We start from the raw sequence: 13,191 nt of genomic DNA on the forward strand, positions 1-13,191 counted from the left end.
CGTTCATATCACGCCCCCTCCCCCGCGCAGAGTCCTTCAGGATATAATTCCTATAATCAGTATGTTACGTGACAACCTGATAACCTCTGATAAAGCGGATAAAATTCGCGAATGAAAGTGGCCGGGAGAAGAAATAGCCCTGAAAGAAATCAACATTTTTAGATCGAAGATAATCAACCTGATACTTATGCTCCACCCCTTCCGCAGTCGTTTGAATACGCATTCTTTGTGCCATCTCGACCACACAATCAACAAGCGGCGTATTTTTCCCTTCCGAAATCAGATTAATAAACATGCGACCTATTTTAATATTCTCTGGCCGCAGGCCAGTGATATAAGACAGGTTAGAAAACCCCGTGCCAAAGTCATCCAGCGACAGCCCGACATTATGAATCTTCATATAATCAATTTTATTGGAGATATCATCATTCACTTCGATCTCTCCACGCTCGGTGATTTCAAAAACAAGTTGCAGGTTCTGTTCGCGAAACACACCTGAATACGTCCCGATGAATGAATAAAAAGAGTCCTTCACCAGATGAGCATGGCTGATGTTCAGGTTAAATTTAAAACCCGGTTTAAATACCGTGACCGAGCGTTGAATATCGATAACCACCAGATCCAGTAATCCTTTCGTCAGGTCGGCAATCAACCCGGCACGTTCTGCCACCGGGATAAAGATATCGGGAGAAACAGAACCCGCTTCACAATGTTGCCAGCGGGCCAGAACTTCCGCGCCAATCACGCGGTTTGTTTTGGCGCATACAATCGGCTGGTAGTAAGGCTGGATTTCATTTCTTCTGATGGCTACCGCAAGGTGATGAGGTAATGATGCCCGATGCGATAACAGTAACCAGAGCAATATGGATGATACGAGCGCACTGGCGATAATCATCGCAATATAGCGCCATGAGTGGGCGATCACGACCAGCGCATCCCCCAGTTCGGTTTTTCGCCAGGCAATCGTATAAAGTTTGTTATAACTTTCCGCTTTTATATAGTGTGAAAAATGCGACTCCTGCAAACTCCCCGGTTTAACGCCAGAGGCGGTTAAAATTTTATCGTTCGTGCGTAAAACAATACGATCGCTGAACGCCATATTTTTGATGCGCTCAACAATAATGCGCACATCAGAAGCCGCAAATATTCTTCCCGCCGGATAAGAAACATAAAGCATCATGATGAAATCATGCGGAGAGGTGATCACCCGATCAACCCTTATGCCCTGCTGTAAAGAGAGAGCAGGACTCAGGGTGTACCCTTTGTTGTAGAGTAGCGAGGAACAATAAATCGTATTGCCCTGCGTAAAGTTAAGCGACTGAAGATGCGGGTAGCGTGTGGGGATAATATTGAGCTTTTTTTCCAGTGTCGTATTACAGGGCTGACCCAGTAACGGTTGCGCCTGCGCAATCGCCAGTCGGGCATCGCCTAATACTTTATCGACGACAAAAGCCAGACTTTTGACCTCAGATTGCAGCAGCGCCTGCTTACTTTGCTGTACGCTCGTTAACTCCAGCCACAGCACGCTGGCAAATACCAGAAAAAACAGAAAGACAGAAGCTGTAAGGATTCTTTTATCTGATTTTGTTATAAACCTTAAAGACATATCAGGTCGCTTCTTTTCTACTCAGGGCACTCTGTATTCAGGCGACACAAAACCGGCCCGTCTTAAATGACAGCAATAAAAAGGATGGATACCCAATCTGCATGTAACGACGACGTTCTGCGATGCCAGAATAGTCACGCCATAAATTATTTTATCCGGTGACAGTCCTCGCGCCATACGGACAAAGCGTGAATACGCACCGCTGCTGTCGCGCACAGTGATTGATGGTAACAACGCCATTTCCCGGGCAGTCAATTCGGTTATGAAAAGAGGCCCATAACGCATTGCTGTAGGGGAAAACGTGCAGGATTTTGATGTTTCTTTTTTTCCCGTTCGCCAGGACGCCTGAATCCTCCGGGGAGATAACGGAACCTGTGCGTAAAAAATAATCGCCCTTATACCACAGAATGAACTTAAGATTTTCCGCTCCGCTGGTCAGCGCAAAGGCGGTTCCCGTTGTCGGGCACACCAGGTTATTTTCGACGCTCCACTCCATAACAAACTCCTTTTGTTGTATGTTCGTCCATTAACGCCCTAAGAGAATTACTAATACTCTGCCTCATGTCTAACAGAAATAAGAAAAATCAAAAACCTTACGCTTGAACAGAAAACAAATACTTTATTTACACATTGACAAGGCGATCTGATTTGACTTAATGAAACATATCAGCTAACTCTGCATCTATTTTTTAAAATATCAACAGAATTTATAGCAATCATACAACATAAGATTTAAGTACAGGCCGGATTGTGTCGCAATGGTACTCAGGCAATTTGAGCAAAATAACAAATGAAGGAGTCTGATGTATGGACATAATATTTATTATCTCCTTAATCATAATTGGCTGCATCCTGGCACTGTCTGGAGGATGGATACTCATTCTGAAAGCCGAAGCTAAAATAGAACAAAAAATAATGGATGGGCTGGAACTCAAAAGGAAAGAGGATCAGAATAATAAAATTCTGCAAAAATATGAGGAGCTGTTAGCAATGGAAATCGAATGGCATACGTATCGAATATCCACCATTGAGTTTTTCATTACAAAAGTGAAGAGTAAAAGCGCCACAGAAACGCCGATAACACAACCGACAATAAGCGGCGACAGCAAACTTTACTCCAAAATAAAAGCATTAATATCTATTTACTTTCCGCATCTACAGGATGATTATAATACGCTGTGTAAAGTTTCAAACTGCTCTATCTATTTTGACTTTATCTACGGCAGATGTACCAGCAGCAATAAAGTCATTACCACACTGACAGAAAAGCGAGCGCAATTTAAATCGCTGTCTACGGAATTTCAAAACAAAATCCGAAAAGAAGTCACCATTACATGATACGTGATTCACACCCGATGCGGGGCTGAGTCACCGGCAAGGGAATCGCCCTGAAGATAGAGACTGGCGAAGAATGCAGCACATCGTCAGTCATCTCTCCAGGCTGTTTATCCCTTTACGAGGCAGCACGTAATTGCAGGTCGGTCAGGCAAGTCTGACTGTCATTCGCGGTTTTAAACGAATAAGCCGCTTTTTTCCCCTCATGACTGATTTCAATCATCCCCTCAGTGTTACGCGGCAGCCATAACCCGATAAAGCCATTCTGATAACTTTTCATTTTCTTATGTATCAACACCGTACCGTTCCGATCTGTCACGTTCACATCAAACCAGCTGTCCGGCATTTCTCCCTGGCAACCTGAAAGACTGTGGTTAAAACAGGGATGGGTTTGATATTCATAAGGCGCCAGCGAGAGATAAAATTTCTCACCCAGCGGAAAGGTGTACGTTTCGCCATTCGCCGACAGTTTCAGATCCGTGCTGGTCACAGAAGCGGTATACGGTAAAGGACGCGCCTGAGGGTTTTGATCGATAGCATCCACCATTTGCTCAACCGATTTTCCCGCCAGCCCGCGTTCAGCCAAAAACGCCGTTTCCTGCGTCGATGCCATTGAGATATTACTTAGTGCAATAAATAATAATAAAGACTGAATGATTTTCGGCATAATTATTATCCTTGTACGAATTGTGTTTCACAATTATACGTCTTTTCAGGAAGAAGAAGACAGGCGCACATCAGGTAAAGTTTAGAAAAGATCTGTATGAGCGTGCTAAATAAGCAAAAAAATGAAAGACATGCAGTCCAATAAAAAAGAGTTCAAGTGACCATATCACAATTATGAACTTTTCCCTGTAAAATATATGTTATATAAACAACTAACTGATAACATGTCAACACTGATAAAAGCATAATACATCAATGTAAACAGAACACACCTGAGTCCAGAGTCTCATTTATTCTCTCCGGTACATTGTCCTTGCATCTTAAATCCAATGAGAAAAAATAATAATCTTGACAAGATAATTACACAGCATAAATATGGGCAATAAGAAATAAAGGCATAACCTTATAAGCATAAGGAATATTTATGAAAAGGGAACTGTTAAACATAAAAAAAACAGGAAGAAATAAAATAGACCACGACCTTAGCTTAAAAATTAATGTCTTTAAAACGTTGCGACAAGAAAATGTCCTGATGAAGGATTATATTAATCTGCTGGAAAACAGAATTATTTTTCTGGAAGGCGTCATTCTGGAGAAAACGAAGAACAAATCATAAGATTCTATTATACAGGCAGGGATGTCTGACTCCGTGTGCCTTGTCGCATAAGTGACTCTATTTATGCGACCTTTTTTTAAACCACATTCGTACCATGACCGAAACGCAGATAGAACTGCCCTGGCGTCATTCCCATAAAACGCCTGAACACGGCAATAAATGCACTCACATTCTCATAACCCGCTAATTGCGCGACAAGGCTGACAGGTTCTCCGCGCAGTAAATATTCCAGCGACAAAATGACTTTCGCTTTTTGCTTCCACTGACCGAATGTTAAACCCGTCTGCTGTATAAAAAGGCGGCTCAACGTCCTGACGCTCAGCCCGGCCTGTTTCGCCAGCTCTGCCTGACTCAGCGTACAGGCCCTGTCGGCCAGTATTTTTTGCGCAATCTGTCTGACCCTTCTGTCGTCGGGAAGGATCAATAGTGAAGAGAGCGCATCAGCATAGCGAATCTCATCGACCATAACCTGCAACAGGTGGGCCAGCCGCTCTGAAGGCTCTCCGATGGTTCCCTCCCCACAAATTTTCTCAAGCAACAGCAGTAAAAAAGGCGACGCTGCCCGAACGCACGGTGAGGAGGGAAAGACCCCGCAAAATTCCGCGCTGAAGTGCAGACTGGCGCCATATGCACTCACCGGCATCCACGCGCAATGGGGTAACGACGGCGGAATCCACCCTACCGAACCGGGCGTCAACGCCCACTGCCCTTGCTCCGTTTCGACCATCACCATGCCACGCGTGATCCAGTACAACTGCCCGCCAGGGTGATGGTGCCACTGAGTCGTATGCTTAGAGGAGTGATGTAAAGGTTGAATACTTTCTATCATCATGGCCGATTTAACGTATTTATTGTCTTACTACGGTTACTTTGCCGCTTCAGTCTGAGGGTAATCTTCCCTGTACGCAATCACGATGAGGAAGAGAACATTGGAAAATATGATGCAACGCGTTGCTCAGGCGCTTGATGCCGTTATTTCCCGACCCGGGCACGATGAACACACTATCGAATCATTTTTCACGCCCGATTATCGCCAGACGGTAAATGGCATCGACCTTGATTACGAGAACTTCGTCACGCACATGGCAAAACTAAAACAGGTTACTCGTACCATGAAGGTGAACATTCTGGCCATCGCTCAGCAGGGCAATCACGTTCTGACCCATCACCTGGTGACCGTCATCAAAACGAACGGCGAACAGGCACAAACCGAAGTCTTTGCCTGTTTCACATTAGAAAATGGCCGTATTGCTGCCTGTCAGGAATTAACCCGGTTAATCAGCGGCGCCGAAGAAGATAAAATGCTGGGAAGTCTGCGGTGATCGGGAGCAAATTAAGGGACAGATAAAGGCCGGAATGCAACGACAGAACGCAGCCCCGCCTATAAAAATACGGAGTTTGCGGTATATAACAGTCCCCATATGGCAAAGCCGTACACTCTGCTCCCCTGCCATTGCGCTATTTAGTTAGCGTCAGTGCGTACCTGCAAGAATAAGCAGCAATCCTCCTCTTCTCTCCTTTTTATTAAAACGCCATTTTATATTGCATGCCAGGGCGTTTTTATCCCTTTTGCTCATCCTCTTCACCCACTTTCATTTTAATAAATCTTATTAATTAAAATAATTCACCCCGAACAATGAAACAAAAACAAAACAAATAAAGAACATTTAACTATATTTATTTATAAATATAACATTAGCGCGCAAAATATTCTCTTTTTTTGTCGTTACCTGATTGTGTAAATCAATATTACTGAATGTAAGCATCAGATTTTTTCCATTTTGCCTTTCGTTTTATAAGAATTTTAAAATTTAAAGTTACATCTCAGTTACACGATCAGTGCCATATGCTGATAAACAAGAAAAAAAACCAAAACAGCAGACTTATACACTTAATTTAAGTAAATTCTTAAACTGATATTTTAAGATTGTGTTACATCAATTAGGATCATCACCTAACCTGATGGAAATAATGATGCAGGCTCCATTTTTCCGTTTTCAGGGATTTTACGGATGTAGACAGCAAGACCAGGACGGTTTTGTGACATGAAATGTTCGTCCCCAGGACGGGAGCAAACATACTGGAGTTAATATCAATGAAAAAGCTCGCTATCTCTTCTTTTGTTATCGCGTCATCCTTCGCAGCCTTTAATGTCAGCGCTGCAACCGAGGCTTCTGGCGGTACTATCACCTTTACCGGCCAGGTTACTGATACAACCTGTACAATTAACGGCGGAAACTCTGCTGACCTGACGATTCCATTAGATCCCATCGCCGTTAGCGATGCATCTACCGCAGGTCTGATCCAGAAAAACCGTAAACAATTTACTCTGGAATTTACCGGCTGTACTTCTGCTTCCCTGGGGCAGGACGATGGCGCGGGAAATAAAAATACCCTGAATCTGATCCTGAGTTCAGACAGTATTTCTAACGATGGTCTGTATCTGAACAACACACAGTTGAGAACCGACGGCACGAAGAAAAACGTGGGTATCGCACTCAGCACGCTGGCCAATAGCCAGACGCCGCTGAACCTGCATACTAACCTTGATACGAATGTTGAAGGTGATAGCGCCACTGTCGATCTGTATGCGAACTACTATAAAGTCGGTTCAGACGCTGCCGATACCGGTGCCGTTAACACCATGCTGACTTATACCGTCGCGTATTTATAAGCAACGGGTTAATTTACTCATATAAATAAAGAGCCTGATCCGTCATTATTGACTTATTGTATTCGCGAATTATTTTCACCTTCTGGTGAGGTATTCTTATACCTGCAATTCAGAAGGGAAGAGAGAAAATAAACGCGACCAGGTATATTGATTAGATTAGGCTCTCTTTTTTCAGGTTAATATGAAACGTTCTCTCATTTTTCTAACGCTTATTGCCTTCAGCTTTAGCAGTCTGGCGAATGTTATTATTAGCAATACCAGGGTTATCTATCCTGAAGAACAAAAAGAAACAACGGTTCAGCTGATTAACCGTGGCAACAGTCCGGCGTTAATTCAGGCCTGGATAGACGAAGGTAATCCAGACTCTACGCCAGAAACCGCTCAGGTTCCCTTTTTGCTGACGCCGCCAGTGGTGAAAGTTGAAGGCGGTAGCGGCCAGCAGCTGCGCATTCGCTATACCGGTTCAGCCAACGCGCTGCCTCAGGACAGGGAGTCCGTTTATTACCTGAATGTGCTGGATATTCCGCCAAAACAGGAAAATCTTGATGGCAAAAACACGATGCAAATCGCCATTAAGTCGCGCATCAAATTATTTTATCGCCCTACCGAACTCACGATTCCGGTCAGCGATTTACATAAGTATTTATCGTTTAGCGCGCAGGGTAATCAACTTGTCGCCACAAACCGGGCTCCTTATTTCGCATCGATTGCCACAATGAGTTCACGAGGTAAATCTCTTACTGGCGAACCGAAAATGATTGCGCCATTGTCAACACTGACAATACCCACGACAGGGGCGGTTTTATCGGGGCAGGCTTTGGATATTCTGTTAGTTGATGATTACGGTTCATATCAAAAATATTCATTCACCACAAAATAATATAATAATGTCCAAATGAATGGGGATGGCAATGGCTGTTAAAAAGAGTCAATACGCATGTTTATTGCCAATACTGGCGATGATGTCTATTTATAGTCGGGCGTATGCCGTGGCTTTCAATACTGACTTTTTAGCCGGTGACTCTAAAAATGCCGATATGTCGCGTTTTTATCGTGCCTCTGCGCTTCCTCCTGGTGAATACCCGTTTGATGTTTTTATTAACGAGGAGTGGAAAGGCCGGCTTCCCGTTTATATCACGGATGAAGGAACGTTTTTCCAGCATGAGAATATTGCCCAACTTGGGCTTCTTCCCTCAATAGTCCCTGCCGCAAATAGCGCCAGCGAGCGAGTGGATGTGAATACGTTACTGCACGGAGGCAGTATGAAAGTCAATGCGGCCGATATGTCGCTGCGTCTGACCACTCCCCAGGCGTATATTCGCCAGACGCTGCGCGGCTATGTCGATCCTGTCTTTTGGGATGAAGGCATTCCGGCGCTGATGCTGGGATACAATGCCAACTATAACTACAACGAAGCCAAAGGCGGCGGACGCAATCAGGAAAACGCCTATTTCCAGTTAAACAGCGGGCTGAATGCGTTTGGCTGGCAATTTCGCGATAGCTCCAGCTATAACAAAAGCAAGGGCGTGGAAGGATCATGGACAAACAATACACGCTACGTTGAGCGCGGGATCGCTGCGCTTAAATCGATCATCCGCATGGGTGACAGCTATTCCAGCAACGATCTTTTTGACTCTTTGCGTTTTCGCGGCGTCAGCATGGGCACGGATATGCGCATGTTACCCGATTCTCAGCAGGGCTTTTCCCCGATTGTACGCGGCGTCGCACAGTCTAACGCGCTGGTTAAAATTAGTCAGAACGGGCAGGTTATTTATCAGAAAAACGTGTCGCCTGGCCCATTTGAAATTGCGGATATCCTTCCTACCGGCTCAGGCGGCGATCTGAATGTCGAAGTCATTGAAGCAGACGGGCGCACCAGCAGTTTCATCGTCCCCTTTTCTTCGGTGCCAAACATGCTGCAAGAAGGGATTGGGAAATATGGTCTGTTGCTGGGGGAAGCGCGCACGGAAGAAAGCCGCTATCGCCCCCAGTTTGCCCAGGGCAGCTATCAATACGGGATCAATAACCTGATCACCGGTTATACCGGGGTAATTTACAGCGAAGACTATAACGCGTTTCTTCTCGGGAGCGGCCTTAATCTCCCGTTTGGCGCGCTGTCTTTTGACGTCACACAGTCACAAACGCAAATTCCGGCAGATAAAAAAGTCCGCGGGCAAAGTTACAAAGTCGCCTTTAGCCGCTTCTTCAATGTCACCGGGACGAACTTTGCGCTGGCGGCGTATCGCTATTCCACGAAAAACTATTACAGCTTCAATGATGCAATCGCTTTGCATAACTGGCAAAAAGAGAACGCTGACAGCCCTAATGCCAGATATATGCGCCAGAAAAACACCTTTAATATCAACCTGAGCCAGTCTCTGGGTGAGGAACTGGGTTCCCTTTACTTATCAGGAACCTGGCGGGACTACTGGAATGGTCATGGCACAACAAAAGAGTATCAACTGGGGTATTCCAACCACGTTGGCGCCGTAAGTTATACCCTCTCAGCCAGCAGCATGCGTAATGATAATCAGCGCGAAGAGCGACGTTATTACCTCACATTCTCGGTGCCCCTGAGTCTCTTTGAACGGCCCGTCTTCCTCAACAGCAGCGTTACATTTAATCGTGACGGCTATTCCGACACGAACATGGGGATCAGCGGAACCGCAGGCGAATTTAATCAGGCGACCTATAGCGTCAGCGGCAGCAACCGTCGCGGTGGGAATAACTCGGCCAGCAGCAGCCTGAGCTATCGCACTGCGTTTACCACCTTAAACGGCAGCTATAGCGAGTCAGGAGACTATCGTCAGATCGGCGCGGGAGCCAGCGGTAGCCTGGTGGCTTATCGGGGCGGCCTGCTGACGTCCAGCCAGTTGGGCGATACCTTCGCAATTATCGACGCGCCAGGCGCTCAAGGGGCCACGCTGGGCGGCGACGGCACACGCACCACGAATACCGCCGGGAAAGCGTTGGTTCCTTACCTGTCCCCGTACCGTAAAAACCGAATCCAGTTAGATACCACCCATATGAAGGAAGGCGTTGAGCTGAAAGGCAATATCCAGGAAGTGGTGCCTTATGCGGGTTCCGTCACCTATGTGCGCTTCGATACCGACCAACGGCGGCAGTTCATGTTGCCAGCACGGGCCGTTAACGGGCGCCCTCTCCCCTTCGGCACCGAAATTTTTGACGATGCTGGCGCCAGCGTCGGATATGTCGCCCAGGGAGGAATGTTGTACCTGAAAACGGAACAGCTCCCGTCACGTTTACATATCAAAACCAGCAGTGACGGCCGCCAAAGCTGTGTTATTAGCCAGCCGACCCACGATGGTCAGATAAATATTTGCCGCTAATGGCAGGAGCAGAGGATGAAAATCACTATGCGTACAATAACGTTAATTCTTGCCTGGCTACTGGGATCGATAAGCTATGGCGTACAGGCCTCCTGTAAAAGCGATTCCGGCGCGCAAAAAGAGAGCAATCTGGTGCTCAACCTGGATTCACTTTCCCTCAGCAGCGAAACCACAGGTTCGCAGAACCTGTCGCTGTCATCCGGTACGTTTAGCTGTACCGGCGAATGGATTGGTTATGCTAACCGTGTTGCCATTATCTCTGAAATGGCCAACAGCACGGCCTATATCAATTATAGTAACTATGTATTGCAATTCACCATCGGCAATATTGTACCCACGAAAAAAGACTATAGTCGCTCTGGAGAAAGTCATATTCCCGGTACTTCGCTGAATAACGTGGTCTATACCTATAAGGCTAAGTTACTCAAAAGCGTACCGAGCGGCGCCAACCCGGCCTATGTCTATAACGTTGGCCCGGACGCAACCAGTATTACTCTTGCTCACGCTATATCCGTTGTTGATGCTTCAGGTATCGATTTCTGGTTTCCCGGCGTTAATTTAGCCGAATTCATTAAATGGATATTAGGCCTTATCGGTTCTGACGAAGAGAAACGCCTGTTCTACCAGAATATCACGATCAATTATCGTCCTCATGTCAGCACCTGTAGCATCCCGGATACGACGGTCACGCTACCGGAAACCGATCTTACCAGCCTGATATCCGCAGGAAAGGAAGCGCAGTTTTATGAAAACTTCACTCTGCATGCCGAATGCAGCGACCTGTTAGAAGGCATGAGTACACGCACCATTCAGTTTTATCTCAGTAGCGCCAGCGTCGATACGGATAAATACACCCTGAAAAACACCCAGGGAACGGCAAGGAATATTGGGGTACGAATTATGCGTGCCGATACCAGTAAAAAAATTGCCATCAGCCAGACAGAGCTTACCGCAGGTAATATTACCAGCGAGTATGAGCTCTATAAGATTGCGCAGTGGGGAAGTAATTTTGATATTCCACTGAGAGCATATTATTACATCTATGGTGCAAAACCGACGGAAGGCAGAATACAGACCACGGCGAAAGTAAATATCATTTACCCATGATAAAAGGCGAGAAACAGAATAGTCATCTACTGAAATAATCAGAAGCCTCAACAAAAAAAGAAAAATATTTATACACAAAATCATTTGAGAAGCATCGAGGCGGCAAGTGAATGAGCCCCCAGGAGCGTACACGTAGTACGTGACCGGGGTGAATGAGCGCAGCCAACAAATAGGCAGTCTGAAGGATGAAGTGTATATCAACGCCTTATCATGGTGTGTTTTAATAGCATCACTATTATTTTCTTATTTTATAAATAGTTACAGTTAAATTTTACATCTTGTCATTATTGTAAACGATATGCGGATCGAAAAATATAATGCGTACACTACAGAACGATCAATTTCTTTATCTCAGCAGTGAGGACTCCCCCTGTAATCCTTCCACTGCAAGATTTGATTTAGTCATGATAGAAAACTCTGTCAAGTCATTAAATAGCGTTACGCAGCCGCTCCATTCAACGTTAATTATTGATACCGATAACTATATGATTAATTTTCTTTGCAAACATCTGATCAACCCTTTGGTATTACACACCAGCCCGACATTCAGAGAAGCAAAATACAAAATAGAAAACCATATTATTGATAATGTCGTCATGGAAGTTTTTACGCTGGAGGAGAGTGCGCTGGAGGCGCTTAATTTCATTTATGATATGCAGATAAACTATCCTGGCATTCGCTTAACGGTGTTTACTTTTACGCGTAACAGTTACCTGCTTCAGGTTTTGCGAAGTTTTCATTATATCAATATCGTTTCTAAGTATGAACCCATGTCCGAGCTTAATCATGCCGTTCATGCCTGCTGGCTGGATGAGGCTTTTTACAGCCAGTACATTAACGATCTCATGGCTGAAATAGAACAGCCGGATTCTTTTGACGACATTGAATGGACCGTGCTGACCGAACTGGCCCACAGCACGCCTACCCATGACATCGCAAAAATAATAAATAAACGCTATCACACGCTTTTTTACTACATCAAAAAGATCAATAAAAAGCTGCATCTAAGCACTAAAAATGAACACATAAAAATGCTGAAAGCGATAAACAGTAATCCACTAAAAAGTGCAAGCATATCTTATCGCGACCGATTTAATTAATCCCAGAAAAGCCCGATGCACCGTTTATAATTAAAAAGGATATGCCATTATTATGAAACTCATGTGCCGTATCGAACCTATCATTCATGTCCAGACCGGTAGACGGATTGGCGGTGAGGTGCTCTGCCAGCCGGAAGGGGCAGATCCAGAGCTATTTTTCCGCTCTGTTTCGCCAGAACTCCTGTCACATATTGTTCAGGAACAGATATGCACGGGAGTAGCAAATCAGCACGATCGCAATGGCATTTTATTTTTGAATATTACGATTCCATTGCTTATGAATCTGGTGTGGCTCAGATCGATTCTTGCCATGTTACCCGGCCCAAAGGTCATTGAAATTGATTGCCAGCAAAGCGAGTCTTATTTTCCACGACTTGTGCCACATATTGATGCAATTCTGACCCTAATGCGCGCTTTTAATACTCAACTTTGGCTGGACGATCTCTATGTCAGGCATATTCCGTTAATTGCGCAACTCCCCTTTCGCTTTGATGGGATTAAGATTGATAAACATGAACTCTGGAGAATATCCGCTGAACAGGATACCTCAGCAATGACAACGCTGGTAAGACAGGTGGAATATCTGACGGATCATGTTCTGGTGGAAGGCGTTGAAAACGAATACCAGCACCGCTTTATTTCGGAGAGCGACGTACATTATGCCCAGGGGTTTCTCTGGCCCGTTGATGAGCGAGAATCATTCGTAATAACGATTTAAATATTAAGGAAACCAGCAT

At 45.2% G+C, this 13,191-nt stretch carries 13 protein-coding genes; 9 read left to right on the plus strand and 4 right to left on the minus strand.

Features of this window, described 5'->3' with window-relative positions; translation table 11 throughout:
- Positions 1–64: 64 nt before the first annotated feature.
- Together OGV83_RS03315 and OGV83_RS03320 are read right to left on the minus strand one after the other, a co-directional pair.
- Positions 65–1,606 (minus strand): EAL domain-containing protein, encoded by a 1,542-nt coding sequence (locus tag OGV83_RS03315; RefSeq protein ID WP_286463135.1) that lies wholly within the window; start codon positions 1,604–1,606, stop codon positions 65–67.
- 151 nt (positions 1,607–1,757) lie between these two features.
- Positions 1,758–2,102, minus strand: coding sequence for an anti-adapter protein IraM (locus tag OGV83_RS03320; protein ID WP_047458657.1), 345 nt, complete (start codon positions 2,100–2,102; stop codon positions 1,758–1,760).
- Between the two features lie 311 nt (positions 2,103–2,413).
- Between OGV83_RS03320 and OGV83_RS03325 the strand changes: the two genes are divergently transcribed.
- Positions 2,414–2,944, plus strand: a complete 531-nt coding sequence (locus OGV83_RS03325) for a hypothetical protein (RefSeq protein WP_012133729.1) — start codon at positions 2,414–2,416, stop codon at positions 2,942–2,944.
- Positions 2,945–3,059: 115 nt separating this feature from the next.
- Here OGV83_RS03325 and cueP read toward each other — a convergent pair whose 3' ends face one another.
- Positions 3,060–3,608 (minus strand): copper-binding periplasmic metallochaperone CueP, encoded by a 549-nt coding sequence (cueP, locus tag OGV83_RS03330; protein ID WP_071260005.1) that lies wholly within the window; start codon positions 3,606–3,608, stop codon positions 3,060–3,062.
- 423 nt (positions 3,609–4,031) lie between these two features.
- Here cueP and OGV83_RS03335 point away from each other — a divergent pair, with 423 nt between their 5' ends.
- Positions 4,032–4,223: a hypothetical protein gene (locus OGV83_RS03335; protein WP_286463137.1), complete on the plus strand. Its 192-nt coding sequence runs from the start codon at positions 4,032–4,034 to the stop codon at positions 4,221–4,223.
- Between the two features lie 76 nt (positions 4,224–4,299).
- Here OGV83_RS03335 and OGV83_RS03340 read toward each other — a convergent pair whose 3' ends face one another.
- The gene (locus tag OGV83_RS03340) at positions 4,300–5,055 is read right to left on the minus strand and encodes a helix-turn-helix domain-containing protein (RefSeq protein WP_153258144.1); all 756 of its coding nucleotides are present in this window, start codon (positions 5,053–5,055) and stop codon (positions 4,300–4,302) included.
- Between the two features lie 106 nt (positions 5,056–5,161).
- Between OGV83_RS03340 and OGV83_RS03345 the strand changes: the two genes are divergently transcribed.
- The 7 genes from OGV83_RS03345 to OGV83_RS03375 all read left to right on the plus strand — a co-directional run bounded on the left by OGV83_RS03345 (position 5,162) and on the right by OGV83_RS03375 (position 13,172).
- Positions 5,162–5,545 (plus strand): nuclear transport factor 2 family protein, encoded by a 384-nt coding sequence (locus tag OGV83_RS03345; RefSeq protein ID WP_047463755.1) that lies wholly within the window; start codon positions 5,162–5,164, stop codon positions 5,543–5,545.
- Between the two features lie 773 nt (positions 5,546–6,318).
- Complete coding sequence (locus tag OGV83_RS03350; RefSeq protein WP_024130637.1) at positions 6,319–6,897, plus strand: fimbrial protein; 579 nt, start codon at positions 6,319–6,321, stop codon at positions 6,895–6,897.
- A 181-nt stretch (positions 6,898–7,078) separates the two neighbouring features.
- The gene (locus tag OGV83_RS03355; protein ID WP_286463139.1) at positions 7,079–7,777 is read left to right on the plus strand and encodes a fimbrial biogenesis chaperone; all 699 of its coding nucleotides are present in this window, start codon (positions 7,079–7,081) and stop codon (positions 7,775–7,777) included.
- A gap of 109 nt (positions 7,778–7,886) precedes the next feature.
- Entirely contained in the window at positions 7,887–10,247 is a 2,361-nt protein-coding gene (locus OGV83_RS03360) for a fimbria/pilus outer membrane usher protein (protein WP_286463141.1), read from the plus strand.
- A gap of 15 nt (positions 10,248–10,262) precedes the next feature.
- On the plus strand, positions 10,263–11,354 hold the full coding sequence (locus tag OGV83_RS03365) for a fimbrial protein (RefSeq protein ID WP_286463143.1): 1,092 nt from the start codon (positions 10,263–10,265) through the stop codon (positions 11,352–11,354).
- Positions 11,355–11,671: 317 nt separating this feature from the next.
- Positions 11,672–12,454 (plus strand): hypothetical protein, encoded by a 783-nt coding sequence (locus OGV83_RS03370; protein ID WP_123907353.1) that lies wholly within the window; start codon positions 11,672–11,674, stop codon positions 12,452–12,454.
- A gap of 52 nt (positions 12,455–12,506) precedes the next feature.
- A complete protein-coding gene (locus tag OGV83_RS03375) occupies positions 12,507–13,172 on the plus strand; it encodes an EAL domain-containing protein (RefSeq protein WP_104869041.1) in 666 nt (221 codons plus the stop codon).
- Positions 13,173–13,191 lie beyond the last annotated feature (19 nt).

Source organism: Citrobacter sp. CK189 (assembly GCF_030333505.1).
In the GTDB taxonomy this organism is placed as follows: Bacteria; Pseudomonadota; Gammaproteobacteria; order Enterobacterales; family Enterobacteriaceae; genus Citrobacter_B; species Citrobacter_B koseri.